Below are 16,672 nucleotides of genomic sequence, written 5' to 3' on the forward strand. Positions count from 1 at the left end.
GAGATTTACGATACCGGTCACCCAAATGGCACTGACTCAGTGATTACTCCATGATTGGGGCATTTCGGTCTCCGTAGGGCACAAGAGATCCAAGTACGACGTATTCCCATGTCAAGATGTCTCCAGCGAGAGTTGATAAGTTCTGATGTCGTAGCGGTAGTTTGTTTTGAATTTACGGCTTATTCAACAACACGGTGGACATGCGAGCTTGGATCGTGCAAGTTTGACATCTACAACAATTTCATCTCCGTCGGGTAGGCGCGGCCCATTGCTGAGCCGTGCCCCCCCCTAAGAACCCAGTTGGTAACTTTCATCGCACTAGGCTCAAGCCTTATGAAGGCCCCTTTCGGAACCCGGTTTTACAACCTTTACGATGCGGGCTTGCAGCCTCTTGACGTTACTATTGAGTTCCGACCAATCGATCTTTTCCCAATGCGTTTCGTCAGTAGGGCCACACGTGGCGTTAGCCATGTTCGTTTGCCTTCCTAGCCTATGAGGTTCTACGAACCATCTCGTAACTCTGCCTATTTCACAACTGCGACCAAGGAGAAGTCTGCTTGGCTTCGCACCAGGTAATGTCTCAACAGGTAATGTCTCAAGGTGTATCCGTCTCTTTACAAGAGCGTGTTTCGCTTTGCCTCCAATTGAATATTCCACCAATCGGTATTCCCGCATCCCCATCGGCCTTCCTTAGCTTTGGCTTGCCCAATTGCTTGGGCTGGGATACGGGCTGACCCATCTTTCCGAAAATCAACCTATTCTCCCAGCTAGTTGAGTATGTGGTTTTAGGTTGGGACACTACAAATGCGTCGCAATCGTCTTTATCCGTTTAAGGGGATCACTAACTCCTAAGAGACGGTAGATCTCTTTGTGAACCGGCTCAGAAACACCACTAGTGCGGATGTGATAGACGACGCCTTTATCTGATGTAAGAACTATGGTGGCTCGGCGGTGACTGTTGAGTTGCTCTTTAATGGTTGACCATCTTCTCTTATCGTTATTTTGCCTCAAGGTCAGCTCAATAGCACTAAGGAGGTGATAGGCAAGTACTGAGATGAAAAGGTGAGCAGCAGTTCGGCTAGCTAGTTGATGATAGACCGGTCGAAGTCCAAGATCACTCTTGAGGGATCTAAAGGCATCTTCTACTTTAGTGAGAGTCGTATAGATATTCCAGATCTCACCTGCATCTAGCTCGCTATGGCTGGTGTCTATGACGTAGGCTCCTTGGAGATTATCATCTTTGGCTTTAGTGGGTTTTTCTGTAATAGTGAGATTGATTACTTTGTCAAAGCGTCTCTTTTTGATGATCTTGCCATGGTCTTGATGATATTCAAGGGATATCTCGTATTTGGAAGCAATACTTGGGTACTTGGCCTTGATGCGTCCGATACGCTCTGAGACAACTGTGGTCTTAGATATAGAACCCTTTGTGATTGAGGTACTCAACGAAGTGATATCTACTAAGAATCTCTCATTAGCTTGACTAGAGATCGCTGATTCCTTCTTGGATCTCCCCAAAGAACGACACAACACCACGGTTGTGGTGTTGTTGTTGGTGGAAGAGGAGGAGATGGAGGAGGAGATGGAGGTGGAGGTGGCGTTAGTATCAGTGTCGGTGCTGTCGCTGATATTGTTGCCGGTATTCTTGCTGGTGGCACCATTACGGATATAGTCGTCAGTGTCGGTGCTACTGTCGCTCTTGATGATTTTGGTGTCGTTGCTGCTGTCGCTCCTGGTGAAATTGGCGATCTTGCCGTTGCTGCTGCCGTTGCTGCTGCTGCCGTTGCCAATGTCGGTGGTATCGCCGTTACTGCTGTCACTTCTATTGTCGCCGGCATTCTTGCCGGTGGCACCATTACTGTTATAGTCGTCAGTGCCGGTGTCTTCTTCTAGCGTTTGCACTTGTCCTTGTACTTGTGTTTTCACTTGTCCTTGTACTTGTGTTCTCACTCGCCCGTGTGGCTTTTGTGGTTCCACTTGTAGCTTTTTCACCAGTACTGGGGATCCTTGGGCATCGTAGATCTCGGTGAAGCCTTCCATCTCCATGAAATGGCTTCGATAGAGGCTCTTTTTGTTAGCTCTCTCAATTACTACGTAGTTGAGATTGCGCTTAATAAGAAGTTCTAGGTTTGCCTTGGTAGCAATTCCCCTATCCATCACAATGGTAGGAACAACATCCCCAAAGAGAGATCCATCCGATAGAGACTCCAAGGCATCAAGTACGCTAATGAGAGTTCTAGGCTCAGAGGTATTGCCCTCATGTATCTCTGAGTAGATGGGTAGTCCCCTGTGATCAACAAGTAGTGCCAGAGAAACTAATGTGCAATCAAAACGCTTCTCTTTGGAATGTCCATGTTTAGCTAGGGAGTTCCCCTTAGTAGAACCTTCGAAGTAGGTGTTGGTTAGATCAAAGAGAAAGAGCCTGGTATTCGTCCTAAAGAGATCAGAGCTAGCTCTATAGAGTGCTGGCTCTATGACGCCTTTAGCGTCATAGAGCTTATCTGCAATTGCATAGACCTTATCCTTGTGAAACTTAGAGAGATCGATACCACATATCTCAGGTAATGAAGAGTTGGAGTTGATATACGAATACGTCTTTCGATCAGATCCAGGATGAATAAGACGAGCTATTATCGTTGCCTTGGCAATGCCAAGAGATTCACCCGATAGACCTGCACTCTCTAGGATCTTATCGAAGCTAAGAGCTTCATAGAACGAGTTTCCTATGAGTTCTGGACCGATACTTCTACTATTGATAGTCTTAGCACTAGAGAGATCTACCATCTCAAGGTCAGCCTCAGTAGCTCTTGTTTCTTTAGCGGCTGCAACTTCGGAACGAATTGCATACTTAGTGATTGCTAGATCGACGTATCTGGCAATAATAGGATCTGATTCAAAGAGTGAGGTTACTCCAGAGAGTCCTAGGTAATAGCATTGGCAATTGCATTGGCCAGAGCTGGCCACAATGACTTATCCAGGTCCAGTTCGGTCAAGGTCATTACTATACGTTGACGGGGACCTTTTTCACAGCGGTAGGACTCAACGAGTTGGTACTTACTGTAGCTAACGCCGGTCTTTTTATTAACTGTTGGAGTTTCACGGATAAACACAACAAGACAATAGCACCATGTCAGAGCTAATGCAAGTCATAATCAAAACTACTCAAAAATTAGGACACTACATTCGCGACCCAAAAAGACCTAATACCCATCTACCAGGGCATCTATAAATCACACAAGCCGAAAATCGCCCAAAATCCCCTCAAAAGGGACCAATTGGGGCGATTTTTCGGGAAATCTGCGAAAGAAGGGCTGAGAAATGTTCCACTGAAATAACATACGTTGGGGTTAGGGCCTGCCTTTTCACCGGTGGGAGTTATTGTCAGCGCGCATCCAATCTTAAAAGATGCGACCGTCGCAGGTAGCTTTTGGTCCAAGCTCATCAGCAACTTTGGCTTGTTTGTAATAACGATCTTTAACCAGCACTTCACAAATGTTGCTCATACCCAACTAGCCCCAATACCGTTCAGCTAGGTGGTCGGATTGTCGCGCGTGGCGGACCGCTGTGTTGGGGCCAGTCGGCATGATGGGAACGCTTCACTTGCCATTTAGGCATCTTGCGCTTGATTACCCGGGGATTGGATCTTCTGCGGCGAAGTGGATTCAGCCTCCGAAGAAGTGCAGTGATTGCCCACGTCCAGAGATGTGCGTTACCCTCAGGGTCGTGAGGGGGAAAAGGCGCCCTGTTGGGCCAAAGATCGGCGTGCTATACGCAGCGCTGTGATAAAAGATATCCTCTCGGGCTCCTTGTTTGCGTGAGCTGCGGCTTCGTACATCATGGTGCGAATCGCGTAGTGACAGCAAAGGTGTCCCCAGATCTCTTGTTCTACAAGTTCGGGAGACTTGGAACGCAACACCATCCGCGGACCGCGCTGGTGGGTTTTTAGCTCGTCAAAGACAGAGCCGATCTCCCAGCGCTTCGCATAGGCCAGAGCGAGTTCGGTTGCGCTGGCGACCGTCTGATCAAGAATGGTGGTAAGCAAGCGATAGGACTCGGGGTTCTTACGTCCATCGTCGATGCTGTAGTCGATTACCCTCACCACTGCCGGCTGCGCTCTTCGTCCTTGGTTATCCGATGGCCTTACCTCGGCCAACCATGATCCGTCGGCGAGGGTCTCTAAGTAGCGGGGTTTCAGGGAGGATCCCACTCGCCAGGCAAGATCCGCTCCGGAGCAGCCGCCTGGGTCTAGAGGTGAAACCCGTAGAAGCAACTATCGGCAAGTACGAGCATTCCCGGGCTAAGCCGACTGACAAGCTCTCTGGAGAGCTCTATCTCCCCAATGGAATAAGAACCAACGACAGCTTCGAAGACTGCGTGGCTTCCACGCTCGGCAAGAGCCACTATCCGAGCTTGGGGAAAGGCAGCCCGCTCACCTCTGCTCACATGAGCTCGGCCGAAATACTGGGAGTTCTCCTGGGTATCGGCGACCTCGATACAGGTACCATCGATGGCGACTATCCGCCGATTTGCCAAGAAGGCACCCTTGGCATCATTGGGCGCCAGTGGAACAGCTACCTTCGAAAAGAGTTCGCGAAGGGGCTGGGCGCCAAGGCGAGCCTGGGCTTGGAAGATCGCGGACTTCGATGGCGCTTGCCAGGTCTCATCCCATCCGGTCGCCCAAGAAAGACCGTCGGTCAGCTAGGCCATCACCTCTTCATAAGAGCCATCGGAATAAAGCGCCATCCCGATGGCGAAGTAGGCCATAACCCGAGCTGGCAAAGTTCGTTTGCGCTGCTCGGTACGGCCTGCAGCAGCGATCACCTTATCAACGAGATCGGCGGGAAAGACCCGGGTCAATACTCCGACCGATACTAAATCCGACAACCGGCGGTCTGTAACCGGCTTTACCCATCCAGCACGTGGGATAAGCACGTATTACACGCTTGTAACGCTAACTGAACGGTATTGCAGCTAGCCCTCGCCCCTTAGGGCCTTGTTGCTGGCAGTGTCGGCTTCACCTCACGGTTTGGCCTATGAGATTTCCCGCGGGTACTTTTCCGACAGCTCCACACCAGAGAATTACTCCTCTCGCATGTGTCGGTGGGCTTGTCAGCTGAATGACAGGTTCCTCCTTTCGGAACAGTTAAATTCGGTGACTTCATGTCGCACTGAGATAAAAAATCGTTGACAATGACACCTTTAACGTCAAGCAACTGCTTGACTAGAGAGTTAGCGTGCACGGTTAGATCTCCTAAATCTGTGTGTTAGTAACTTCAAATTTAGAGGTCACAAACCGTGCACGTTTCATTCAATGCTTTTAAAGACCCAAAAGTTCTTATCGTACAGGCGTTACTTATCGGTTATGGGGTCTTGGCGACCCACATGAGGGTTAGGAGAGCCCTTAAAAGTTCATCTCTATCGTGCACCTTTTGGATCTCATGATTGGCTTGCAGTGTCATTCAGTGAGTCAAAGCTCTGGGCCAAAGAACTCCGTGAGAGGAAGGGTTAAAGAGCATCCCTGTGTAGGTCAGCCGATTAAGAGCCATCTACGTTTAGGTTGGTGTCGCTTAAGTTGAAGTTGGGAGTTCAAAAGCCCTAGAAGATGCAAGTTGATGGGCTTTTGCAAAGGCGTTATATGGACAGCTTCGATATTCATATAACGTTCAATCACTCTTTATAGTCAGCCAGACCAAGCAAGAAGACTCATTGGTCCGATTTGGGATTATCGCTTGGGTGTGTTGAGTCTACTTGAGCACTTAGATAGCCTGCGATGCTGGGTAGGCACTGGTGGCTCCACCTTGAGCATAGCTGGGTCCACCAAGACCACCGAAGCCAGGGCCACCAGCGGGACGTGGGTTATTGACGAAGTTGGTGATAGCTGTATTTAGATGAGACAGGATCTGAGTGGCTTGAGTAGAGGTTATCTTTCCAGCGGTTACAGCGGAGTTGATATTTGCTGTAGCACTAGTTACCAACTCTGAGATCAAGGTAGATGGAGAGATATTAGCTGCCGTTGCTACTGCGGCTAGGGTCTTTCCAGCTTGCAAGTCTGCTTTGAGAGCAGATGTAGTTGTCTTTAGGTCACTAGCTGCAGTTTTCAAGAGATGATCTCCAGCAACAGCTCTCATAAGACCACCATGGTGTCCACCACTTGGGCTCGTCGTTGTGAATGAAGAGAGAGCCGCAGGTATCGATGTAGATGGGGTTGTGCTCGCAGATGATACCGCTGGGGTTCCAAGTGTTGCACCTGCTAGCCATCCACCGCTTATCGCCAAAACTGTAAGACCACTTGCTATCTTTGCGTTTAGTTTAATTTTTCTCATTTGAACTTCCTCTGAGAACTAATCCCCATTAATTTTTGTCTTTGGCGGTTACGAGATATTATTAGTCACGTAGAGTAATATTAACTTTTTCCGTGAACCCATTAGTGACTTCATTTAAAATCCTACGTGTTTCTATTGTCTTTTCGAGTTGGGGTTCAGAGCTATAATATTCCAGCTATAAGCAGTTATAGTTCCCAGGTCATTGCTTATGCTACAACGGATTATCCATTGAAAAGTGTTATCTTTCGATAGTTCTTATTTTAGTAAGTTATTGGATCCGAGACAGAGTGGTGGCTACATCTAATAAAATATCTCGAGGGTGAATTTGGGCTTTATCTTTAAAAAACGAGAGCAGTTTTGAGCCATCGTTCGAATCGATACAAACTATTCCGTTCCTAAAATCTCGATCATCGACTTGAATATTTCTAGCTCGCTCAATTAGTCACCAACTTATTAGGGGAGTTTTAAGATTGGGATTTATCATTTAAAGATCCCAGATACGAGAATGCGTTGTGTCTATCTTTCAGTCAAACCATAATAAGGATTTATTGGAACTACTTTAGTGACCCATTTTTTTTACTGGAGGTTGTCGTTGGGAGCTTACTTAGGATGATGCATCTGAAAAGGCAGTGGTAGCCTAGGTTACTTAATGCGCAAGTGGGAGTAAGACTGGTTCACTGGAACTTTCTAAGGTGGCACTATTAGCCATCAGATCAATCTATTGGTCTAAGTCGATATTCCTGTGCTTGAGTAGCATGGATTCTAATAAGTCTTCGTGAATTGGAACTGGATAGATTCTCTTGGTTCTATGGACTGGCTGCATAGGAGCGATGAATTATAGGAAAATTCTCATTTATATTTAATCTTAACTGGTTTAATGCCGTCTTTATTTTAGGTAATGATAATTAATTTAATTTGCGAGCGAATTTTGCCAGCCGGGAGCTTCTCTCCTAATTCGCTGACAGATCTTTATGGTGGTTTTGAGGTTTATACAAAATCAATTAGATGCGATTTCTCGAATATGATTAGGGACGTCAATGATGGATGCGATTATTGATCTGAGATGGCTACCGTTATCGGGCGTAAAATTTATGAGTGTTAAGTGTATAAGTCCTTGATAATTATTAGAAGTGCTTATACACGTGCGATCTTTGTGTGAGTCCTCTACGTACAGCAATTACGGGCGATAGCGCGTGGGTGATGGCATTGTGGGTTGCGGTTCAGTCCAAGGTGGTAAAAGTTAGAAATAGCTAGCAAGTAGGAAAGTTGTCCTAAGTGGTGAAGTGCTTAGCCCATCGCCCAAGATGAGGCATTGGCTAAATAAGTCAACCATCTTTTAGGATTGTGGAGCCTTGGTTTCTGGTTTGACGGTATTGCCATTGGGCCATATTGGAAAAGGTGGGTCATTGCCACAAGCCATAGTCCTCAGGAGGCAATTTTGAGCAAATTACTATTGATTTACCAGGTTATGTCGATAATTTTCATAAGAGAAGTTGACGATTCAAAGTCATATGCATCTTGGCACCTTAGTTTTTGAATTAGTTAGAGAAGATTGCCCTTCTTGGGTGGATCTATAAAGATAGGGAGAATAAGAATAATGAAGGTAACAGTCGATCTTGATAAGTGTTCGGATCATGGTCAGTGTGTCTTTGCGGCTCCAGATGTCTTTGCCCTTAATTCGAGAGGCGAATTGACCTTTAGGGACGTCGCGAAAGGTACTTATGTCTCAGGTGAGCTCGATGAGGATCTTCGCGACTCGATCGAAGAGGCGATAGATGTATGCCCAATGCAAGCAATCGAGATAGAGGATTGACGTCATTGGAAAGATCAAGGGTCGTCGTTGTCGGAGCTTCGCTTGCTGGGCTTCGCTCGGTGGATTCAATTTTGCGGGCTGGATATTCGGGTGAGGTGATCTTGATCGGTGACGAAAGGCATCCACCTTACAATCGGCCCCCACTCTCGAAAGAGGCACTTTCATCGTCAGAAGGGTTTGATGCGATCAAACTTCGTTCTTCGACCAAGCCGGATTCATACAAGATGATTTTGGGCGTTGGGGCACGAGCGTTGCAATTAGAGGAAAAGACGGTAATCCTTGAGGATGATACTCTCATAGAGTTTGATGGTCTTGTAGTTGCTACAGGTTTGCGCAGTCGTGCTCTGGCGATTCCAAAACCCAAGAATGGCATATTTTCCCTTCGGAGTTTTGACGATTTGGAAGCTATAAAAGGTGCTTTGATCCGAGCTGGAATGCGAATAGCAATTATTGGTGCAGGATTTATTGGTGCTGAATTGGCTGGTACCCTTACTAATTTGGGCCATATGGTAACTATAGTCGCACCCGAAGAGGTGTTGATGCAAAGGCCGTTGGGCAACGTTTTGGGAGGAGCTATAGGACGTCATCATCGAGAAAGAGGAGTGGAGCTTTGTCTTGGTCGCCTCCCGCTAGAGATCGAGAGTGGATCCGATGGTTTTACCCTTTATTGCGATGACGGTACTATTATTAGGGCGGATCTGGTTATAGAAGCGATCGGTTCGATACCAAATGTGGAATGGATGCAGCAGAATGGCCTTGATTTGGGTAACGGTGTTCTCTGTGATGAGACCTTACGCTTTGGCCATGGTGGAGCGAACTTTGCGGTTGGAGATGTGGCTCGCTTTCCAAATTTAGCTTTCGATGAGGTTCCACGTCGAATCGAACATTGGGGAATTGCGGTGGACTCCGGTCGCTATCTCGGTAAGGCAATGGTAAGCCTTTTGACATCGGGAACCATTCCAACGTCATTTAAACCGATGCCGGCATTTTGGTCCGATCAGTTTGATCTTAGGATTCAGTCTTTTGGAATTCCCGGATTAGTCGTGGACCCTAGTCAAATTCGGATTCTGGAAGGTGATATCGATACCGAAGTAGCAATGGGCTACTTCCAAGAAGAGACCATGGTTGGCGTAGTTTTGATCGGATTGGGACAGAGCCATATGAAATACAGAGACGAAGTTGAGAAGTCTCTAAAGTCACGTTAAGAGGTCGTCAGTGGTAATCTCCGCCAACTTCTTGGAGTAATTAGTGAACCTCCCCGCCCTTACGGACGGGGCTTCTGGCTCCGCCGTTTGGTTGGGGTTACCAAGCATCGCTCCCGTCACGCCACCACGACCAACTGGTCTGGTACCGATGAATCGGTACTGGTGGATGAGTTTGCTAGCTTCGGCTTGCTAATCTGAGTTGCCTCAGACAAGGCCCGGTTCTGGGCACTACTTCGGGCTCTGGCCTTGCGGCACTGCACCTTGGGGTGTGCTTCACGTTGATCAAGTGACCAGCGCTCGACAGCCCGGAGATACGTGACTCGGACTTTTATGTCCGGTCCAATTGGAGTGTATTCCCCGCATAACGCCTTCTGGAGGATATTGATCGCTCCTACAGCGTCTCGATGACAAGTAAAACCACAAATAGGGTTCTTGCATCGGTAGGGCCGACCTGATGGTCGATTGCGTGTCAAGCACGCTGGACAGGTCTTGGTTGAACCTGATTCGTTCAGGAAATCTAGGTCTAATCCGGTCTTGTCTTTGAGGTAGCGTTCCTGTCGACCCCTTGACCACTGGGAGAGTTGTTGACGACCGTGGCGGCCCATGCGCCGCTTGGACTTGGTCTCCTTCTCAATACCCCTCACGTCACCAACTATAACTCTGGCGGTGTTGTGGCTAATGACGTGATTGGCCGCCTTGTTGGAAACCTGATGATCAAAGTCACGAAGCGATAGCTTTGCTTTGGAGTTGATCTTCTTCTTCGCAGTTACCAGCCTTTTATGCTTCTTAGATCCATTCTTGCACTTGCTGATCTTGTGCTGTAGTTGACCGACGGCCTTGTTTCTTTGTCGTTTGATAGCTGGAGCTTCGCGTCCATTGATAATCGTTACGTCTATGGTCTTGTCATCTACCCAAGTAGCTAGCGCCATAGAGTTGATGATTCCTTCGTCGATGGCACTCAAAGCATCACCCACCGAGACTTCTCGGAGAGTCTCATAAGGGATATGCAGACTGAATCGTCTTTTATCTCGATCCCAGCACAGTTGAATCTCACCCCATAGCCCAGGGTCAACCTCTTCGCCAGTTGCAGAATCTAAAACGGTGGGAATAGAAAGATCTATACGCGGACGGCCCCTACCTAGTGACAGGTGGAGTTGACCTTTGGAGATACGCCAGCCAGAGTTCTTCGAGAACGATAGAGGCCGGTAGTTCTTCTTACGCCAAGGAGATCGGATCTTCATACCCTGCATGCGGTTTACCCTAGCTGTGGTTATGGCCTCTGAGAGATCGTGAGCGATTGTCTAAAGTGGTATGGGCGTGTAATGGACGGTCTTGGCGAGGTATCGAGTTGAGAAACCCTTGAATGTCGTACTTATTAGGAGAGCGCTTGGCTTTCCATTCGCCATGGACCCAATTGACCGCTTGGTTCCATAACAATGCTGCCCCATGGCACGAGTCATGGGCTAGACGATAAGAGGCCCCTGTCAGAGTGACGGACACGATAGCTGTTGTATACTCTGCGCTTTTACTAGCCATTTGATAACTAATATAGCATTATCTACTAAGGACTATATTTCACTACATGACGATGATTGGCGCAATGGAAGGCATGTGGTATATCAATTACATGCACACATCGTCTTGGTACCTAAATATCGACGTAATGTCATAACCGAGAGAGTTAGTGACGAGATCAGATCTGCGATTCTTGAGGTGTGTACTCGTTTCGATTCCACCCTTGATGCTTTTGAGACAGACGGCGATCATGCCCACCTACTGATCACCAACGCAGCTACTGATCACCTACCCACCTACTGATCACCTACCCACCTACTGATCACCAACGCAGCTAAAGTTGCCCTGTCGAGACTGGTGATGTCCATGAAGACACTTATCGCCATGAGAGTAAGGGCAAAGAACTGGCCGGAAGTCCGAGAGGCTTTGTGGGGGGAGCACTTTTGGTCGCCCTCCTAGTCGATAGTGTCTTGTGGTGGAGCCCCATTAGAGGAAGTGAAGAAGTACATAGAAAACCAGAAACTCCCAAGAGGTAAATCAGGTAGACCGAGAAAGAATTAGGTCGCTTGACCCCTCCCTCACGGAAACCGATTGCGCTCCCGTTGGTTCAAATGAAGTTGGCGGAGCCAATAGTAGAAAGACGGGTGTGAACCATTTCGAATATCATTTCAGGCGAAGACACCTTACTTCATGGAGGCTTGTAGCGATTTCACAAGGGATTTCCAAAGGGAATCGATACCGCGTGCTTGAACACCACGCTTTATCTGGTAAGCGAATCTTCGAACTCTGCAATTAAACGCAAGGCCCCGTAACGAAATAATCTTGTCAAGGTGATTGGTCCTGCGGAGAGATGGTGTAATTCCTTTCACCATGAAACTCAGCCCGATCGATATTTATCTGACGCAGCTCTTCGTCACTGACCTTTACCCCAAGAGGGTAACTGTTGGCGTCAAGTTCAGCGTTGATTTTGAGTCCGGTCGTTGTTTTCGCGTTAGCAATTGAGTTGATGATTACCTCATGCGAGACAAGAGGTCTTGCTCGCCAGTTCATTGTGATGTATGAGAACATCTTATGTTCAATCTTGTTCCACTTTGAAGTTCCAGGTGGTAGATGACAAAACGAAATTGGTATACCAATTTCGTTTGAGAGCTTTTAAAGTTCCAGTTTCCAAAGGCGAATCCTGCTTTCGTTGCTACCTCCGCCGTCAGCTGTGATCATGACTTTGGTGGTAGCTGGATATGCCAGAGATCCCATCTTCCGCCACCACCGAAGAATAGACTCTGTTGCAAAGCTTGCGGTATCGTGGTCTATCCCGACGCTCACCCAGCCTTTATTGCGACCGATGTCATAGACACCGTAAGGATTGGTCCTGCCAAGGGATGGATCGATAAAATCATTTACCAGGACTTCTTCAGCTTCACCCTTTGGTCTCCATGTTTTACCGCTGTTAGCAAATACACCAGTTAGTTCTTTCTTCTTGGCGTCTACCGATATGACAGGTTCACCTTCATCTAAAAGAGTTTTTGCACAAGACGCTATGAATTCAAACTGTGCATTACGATCAGCGTGTTGGGGACCTTCTAGATTCTTACGATTTGATTGCAGGCTGTAGTTGCGTTCGTGCAATAGGTTGGCCACTATAGAATGGCTTGTCTGGTGGCCCTGAGCCCTGAACTCATCTGCTAGTGGTCTGGTGGCCTTGGTGGTTCATCGAAGCGGCGATTGGGGATCACCGATAGTTGTTGACTCAAGGAGTGGTTCTAGATCGCCTGGCAGCGTATCATCAACTAGAACTGTTCTTTTGCGACCGCCACCTGGTCGTCTAATACGGTCGTCTTGCTTTCCCTTGGAAAGATCCAGCCCCGCAAGCTCCTTGAGTCCTGTATAGATCAGCCGGACGTGAAATATTCGTTGCTCGTGATACTAAAGAGACCCCACCATAACCGAGCACCTGAGCCTCCGCTGCCAAATACAGCCGACGCTGACGTTCGTTCAAGATACCCGAGATCAGTTGGTAACGCTTAGATATTGACGGTTCTTCGCCTACGCCCATACGATAGCGGACAAATTACAAGCATGTAATCATTATTTAATTACAAGTCTCAAGTCGATCTAATGCGACATTTTTAACAATTGCGGAGGGTTCGCCGTCTTTAGAACAGTTTTTGAAGATGACAAAATACGACGAGAGCGTTGTTATGGCAATATGGAGACCCCTTGGATTATCTCTAGCGCATGTGCTTCACTAGATCTATGGCTTTCAGGTGTGACTTCATGTCCAGCTATGAGATCTTCATCACGCTAAATAAGTTGGCCAAAGGAGTTGGCTTATGACACCTAACCTTTACGCTGCCTTCCGTCTCACTTTGGCTAGGGTTGTAGTGGGCTCATCATTTGACTTACTTGGTAATTGCCTCACCAATAGCCTCAAGGGCTCTTAGTAGGTTTTGACTTGAGGTCGCGAAATTTAAACGCGCAAAGGTCGATGACTCTGGTCCGAAATCAGAGCCTGAGCTTAGGGCCACCTTTGCTTTTTGTAGGATGATACTGGCTGGATCATCTCCTAAGCTAGAATTTTCGAAGTTGAGCCAGGCCAGATATGTTCCCTCAGGCATTGAGTAGCCAATGGGTAGATCGTGATGGTTTATAAAATCGCTGATCGTTTGACGATTCTTTTCTAACTGCCCCATAACTTCGTCTTGCCAGGCGTCGCATTCGCGCCAAGCCACTGTGGTTCCAACCATTCCTAAATTAGAGATGGCTCCCCGCATATGAAATGAGATCTTCTCAAAGCGGCTCTTGAGTGCCATAGATGAAAAGCCTGCAACTGCGCATCGCAAGCCAGCAAGGTTGAAGGCTTTCGACGCCGAAGTCAGTGTTATCAATGAGACGTCATAGTCGTCGACAAATTTAGCAATTGGGAGGTGTGAACGCCTAGGGTAGGTGATTTCTCCGTGGATCTCATCTGCCACAATTAATAAATTATGGCGACTAGCGATCTCCAAGGTGGCCCTGATCTCTACTTCAGTCATAACTCGACCGCTTGGATTATGAGGGTTACAAAGCAGGAGAATTTTAGCTTTTGGATCCGAAGCAATTTCGTCTAGCTGTTCGAAGTTGAACTGCATAGTGTCATTGGATTCAACTAGGGGGTTGAAGGCGACTTGGCGATCCAACTCTTTAGTAGCATGCATGAATGGAGGGTAGATGGGACTTTGGATGATTACGCTGTCGCCAGCTTCGCTAAAGAGGGAGATAGCGAAGTAAATCGATTGCACTACGTCAGTGGTGAGCAGTGCTAACGATGGGTCGACCTCGCATGAGAATTGATCGAGGTAACGACCCTGAAATGCCCCAATTGTGTCGTCGTATACCTCTTGTCTGGAATAGCCCAAGCCAAATCCACCAGCCGCCTTTGAGATTGCATCCACTACAGGCTGAGCGGATCCGAAATCCATATCGGCGATCCACATTGGGATAACGTCATCTTCGTATCGATTCCATTTGGTTCCATATGGATTACGTAATAGTTGTAACAACCGCTCTGAGGATGCGTTAAAGGTGTCGGACATGGCGTAGCTTCTCATTCTTTCGATTTGACTTTGTAGTCATAACGATAGATGGACTTCATATCTAGACCTCTTCGGGGTCTGATATTCCATCTAGTTTCTGGCAGAAACAACTCTAGCGTCTGGCCGAAACAACCTTAGCTTATGAACGACACTGTATCTAGCTGGATTCTGGAGGCTTTGGTCGTTTTTTTTGTTAACTATGGCCCAAAGATGATTTGAATGCAGACCAATTGCCAAAATAGTCGATAATATTAAATCTTTCCAGCTCAAATCGGCCAAACTACCAAAATGGAACATGGCGAAAGAGCCATGCACTCATGCCTTAGTATTTAGAGTTCAATCTTAGCTGCCGACTCGTTGTTATCATTTGGCAGAGATGAAATGATATCTGCCAAATTGGTAAACTGAGAGGTGGACTCGTCGATCTCGCTATTTTTTGGATCTAGTAGAAGCCTTGGTAGTTTCGGGGGTTCAGAGAATAAATTATCGCTCTTTGGAGGTGGAATGTCATCCTCACAAGACGCCTTCGGGGAATCTAATTGTCGCGCTGCCCTTCGTCTCTGGCAAGCCAATTTAATTAGAAGGCTAAGGCCGATGATCAGGAGTAAGAGTTCTAAGGCAATCTGAAATCCTATAAATGGTACTACGGCAGTCACGCGGGTCCTCTTCGTCTTTAGAAAATGTGGAGGTACTCCAATTCCATTATTTGATAGAACCTTTAAACAAACAAGTGATTGTTTATAAATTTGCCCCGGTCAAAGCCAGTTCCCTCTTAATCGTCGCTTTTTTGTTTCATTAATTTACATACTAAATCTATATATTACAGAAATGTTAGATTGTATTTTGCAAATTGCTGCAATATTTAAGGGTCAGGGGTGCTACCAGGCTTTGACATAATCGCATGGATTTAAATGGCGGTGTTGCGTGCTAATTTTTACATTTAGACGTTTGGTTTGTATTTCAATGGGTGAAATAGAGTTTGTATTTTGTTTCCCGATTAGATGCAGAGCGACTTACTCTTTATAGTGCCGTGGCTTAGATTTGACTCGACGCTGGCTTCGATATCACTTGTTAGCGCCCCCACTAGGGCTGCTACGCACAGATTGTTGGATTGTGGCTACGGTTGCGTTTTATGGTAAATCACATTGGCCATGGCGCCTGGTGGTGATAGATTAAGAAGTCTTGGTCGATATCTATACACCGGAGTCGTTTCAGGCTCGAGTCGGTAGTTTTGTATTTGATCTTTTGGAATTCTGTTAGAAGGTGGCTTTGTGAGTAGTTTGTTACCAAGAAGCGTTGAGATAGTCGAAGTGTCCCCTCGGGATGGACTGCAGAATGAGGCTGTAAATTTTAATAACAGCGAAAAACTCTTTCTGATCGAGTCCGCCATTGATGCAGGGCTAAACCGCATTGAGGTTGCCAGTTTTGTAAATCCTAAGCGAGTACCTCAGATGGCTGATGGAGACGAGGTTCTTCGCAGTCTCTCCGAGCGTGCCATGCAAGGTGCTATTGGGCTCGTCCTAAATGAGCGCGGTCTCGATCGTGCACTGATGACGAGGGTCCGAGAGATCAATTATGTGGTGGTTGTGACTGAGACTTTCTCGCAGAAAAATCAAGGTATGTCTGTCGCTGAGAACCTCGAGGCGCTTTATAGGATAGCCCCTCGAGCAGCGGCGAATGGACTTTCATTGACGGTTTCTCTCTCGGCGGCTTTTGGATGTCCTTATGAGGGCGAAGTTAGCATCGATAGATTTTCTAGCGTATTGTCGGCCATTGCGGAACTAGAGATTGACGAGGTGGCTATCGCCGATACCATCGGTGTAGCAGTTCCACCGATGGTTGAAGAGCGAGTGGCGCTCGCCAAAGAGTTGCTACCTAGTGACCTAAAGATTAGGTGTCACTTCCATAACACCAGAAATACTGGGTTGGCTAGTGCCTATGCTGCGGTTATAGCGGGTGTGGATGCATTGGATTCATCGCTTGGGGGAATTGGTGGTTGCCCCTTTGCACCTCGAGCAACTGGTAATATCCCGACAGAAGATCTGTGCTTTATGCTTGAGCGTTCCGGAATCTCTACTGGGGTAGACCTTGGAGCTGCTATTGAAATCTCGGAGTGGTTATCACAGAAGATGGGTCGCCCAGTGCCTGCACTACTGGGTCGTGCTGGAATCTTTCCGCCTCAATAGCTATTTCGCAAAGGGTGGAACTCATTGGCGGCGAGTGGGATGCCGTTAGATGATTTTA

Annotated in this window: 9 protein-coding genes and 3 pseudogenes; 4 read left to right on the forward strand and 8 right to left on the reverse strand. The window is 47.3% G+C overall.

The window, feature by feature from the left end:
- Positions 1 to 798 precede the first annotated feature (798 nt).
- From ACIDITHRIX25_RS89485 to ACIDITHRIX25_RS89500, 4 genes and pseudogenes are all read right to left on the reverse strand, one after another.
- Positions 799 to 2,964: an IS1634 family transposase gene (locus ACIDITHRIX25_RS89485; protein WP_201732503.1), complete on the reverse strand. Its 2,166-nt coding sequence runs from the start codon at positions 2,962 to 2,964 to the stop codon at positions 799 to 801.
- Complete coding sequence (locus tag ACIDITHRIX25_RS89490) at positions 2,922 to 3,110, reverse strand: IS1634 family transposase N-terminal domain-related protein (RefSeq protein WP_152625981.1); 189 nt, start codon at positions 3,108 to 3,110, stop codon at positions 2,922 to 2,924. The genes ACIDITHRIX25_RS89485 and ACIDITHRIX25_RS89490 overlap by 43 nt, the downstream gene beginning before the upstream one ends.
- A 605-nt stretch (positions 3,111 to 3,715) precedes the next feature.
- A pseudogene (locus tag ACIDITHRIX25_RS89495) lies at positions 3,716 to 4,926 on the reverse strand (IS4 family transposase).
- Positions 4,927 to 5,756: 830 nt separating this feature from the next.
- On the reverse strand, positions 5,757 to 6,323 hold the full coding sequence (locus tag ACIDITHRIX25_RS89500) for a hypothetical protein (RefSeq protein WP_052607036.1): 567 nt from the start codon (positions 6,321 to 6,323) through the stop codon (positions 5,757 to 5,759).
- 1,597 nt (positions 6,324 to 7,920) lie between these two features.
- Between ACIDITHRIX25_RS89500 and ACIDITHRIX25_RS89505 the strand changes: the two genes are divergently transcribed.
- Positions 7,921 to 8,136, forward strand: a complete 216-nt coding sequence (locus ACIDITHRIX25_RS89505; protein ID WP_052607038.1) for a ferredoxin — start codon at positions 7,921 to 7,923, stop codon at positions 8,134 to 8,136.
- Positions 8,137 to 8,141: 5 nt separating this feature from the next.
- On the forward strand, positions 8,142 to 9,341 hold the full coding sequence (locus tag ACIDITHRIX25_RS89510; protein WP_160291914.1) for an NAD(P)/FAD-dependent oxidoreductase: 1,200 nt from the start codon (positions 8,142 to 8,144) through the stop codon (positions 9,339 to 9,341).
- A 116-nt stretch (positions 9,342 to 9,457) separates the two neighbouring features.
- On the opposite strand, the gene ACIDITHRIX25_RS89515 is transcribed toward ACIDITHRIX25_RS89510, so the two are convergent.
- Positions 9,458 to 10,582: a zinc ribbon domain-containing protein gene (locus ACIDITHRIX25_RS89515; protein WP_201732504.1), complete on the reverse strand. Its 1,125-nt coding sequence runs from the start codon at positions 10,580 to 10,582 to the stop codon at positions 9,458 to 9,460.
- A 295-nt stretch (positions 10,583 to 10,877) separates the two neighbouring features.
- On the opposite strand from ACIDITHRIX25_RS89515, the pseudogene tnpA reads away from it, so the two are divergent.
- Positions 10,878 to 11,315 (forward strand): annotated as a pseudogene (gene tnpA, locus ACIDITHRIX25_RS89520) (IS200/IS605 family transposase).
- Positions 11,316 to 11,681: 366 nt separating this feature from the next.
- On the opposite strand, the pseudogene ACIDITHRIX25_RS89525 reads toward tnpA, so the two are convergent.
- The 3 genes and pseudogenes from ACIDITHRIX25_RS89525 to ACIDITHRIX25_RS89535 all read right to left on the reverse strand — a co-directional run bounded on the left by ACIDITHRIX25_RS89525 (position 11,682) and on the right by ACIDITHRIX25_RS89535 (position 15,084).
- Positions 11,682 to 12,909, reverse strand: a pseudogene (locus tag ACIDITHRIX25_RS89525) (ISAzo13 family transposase).
- A gap of 346 nt (positions 12,910 to 13,255) precedes the next feature.
- Entirely contained in the window at positions 13,256 to 14,428 is a 1,173-nt protein-coding gene (locus ACIDITHRIX25_RS89530; RefSeq protein ID WP_052606626.1) for a MalY/PatB family protein, read from the reverse strand.
- 329 nt (positions 14,429 to 14,757) lie between these two features.
- On the reverse strand, positions 14,758 to 15,084 hold the full coding sequence (locus ACIDITHRIX25_RS89535) for a hypothetical protein (RefSeq protein WP_201732506.1): 327 nt from the start codon (positions 15,082 to 15,084) through the stop codon (positions 14,758 to 14,760).
- Positions 15,085 to 15,699: 615 nt separating this feature from the next.
- Between ACIDITHRIX25_RS89535 and ACIDITHRIX25_RS89540 the strand changes: the two genes are divergently transcribed.
- The gene (locus ACIDITHRIX25_RS89540) at positions 15,700 to 16,614 is read left to right on the forward strand and encodes a hydroxymethylglutaryl-CoA lyase (protein ID WP_082058781.1); all 915 of its coding nucleotides are present in this window, start codon (positions 15,700 to 15,702) and stop codon (positions 16,612 to 16,614) included.
- Positions 16,615 to 16,672: the final 58 nt, after the last annotated feature.

This window comes from Acidithrix sp. C25 (assembly GCF_904848545.2).

What these genes read in the sequence shown, in the direction of transcription:
- ACIDITHRIX25_RS89500 (WP_052607036.1), bottom strand. Translation starts at nt 6,323, where the DNA reads ATGAGAAAAATTAAACTAAACGCAAAGATAGCAAGTGGTCTTACAGTT.
- ACIDITHRIX25_RS89505 (WP_052607038.1), top strand. Translation starts at nt 7,921, where the DNA reads ATGAAGGTAACAGTCGATCTTGATAAGTGTTCGGATCATGGTCAGTGT.
- ACIDITHRIX25_RS89515 (WP_201732504.1), bottom strand. Translation starts at nt 10,582, where the DNA reads ATGAAGATCCGATCTCCTTGGCGTAAGAAGAACTACCGGCCTCTATCG.
- ACIDITHRIX25_RS89530 (WP_052606626.1), bottom strand. Translation starts at nt 14,428, where the DNA reads ATGTCCGACACCTTTAACGCATCCTCAGAGCGGTTGTTACAACTATTA.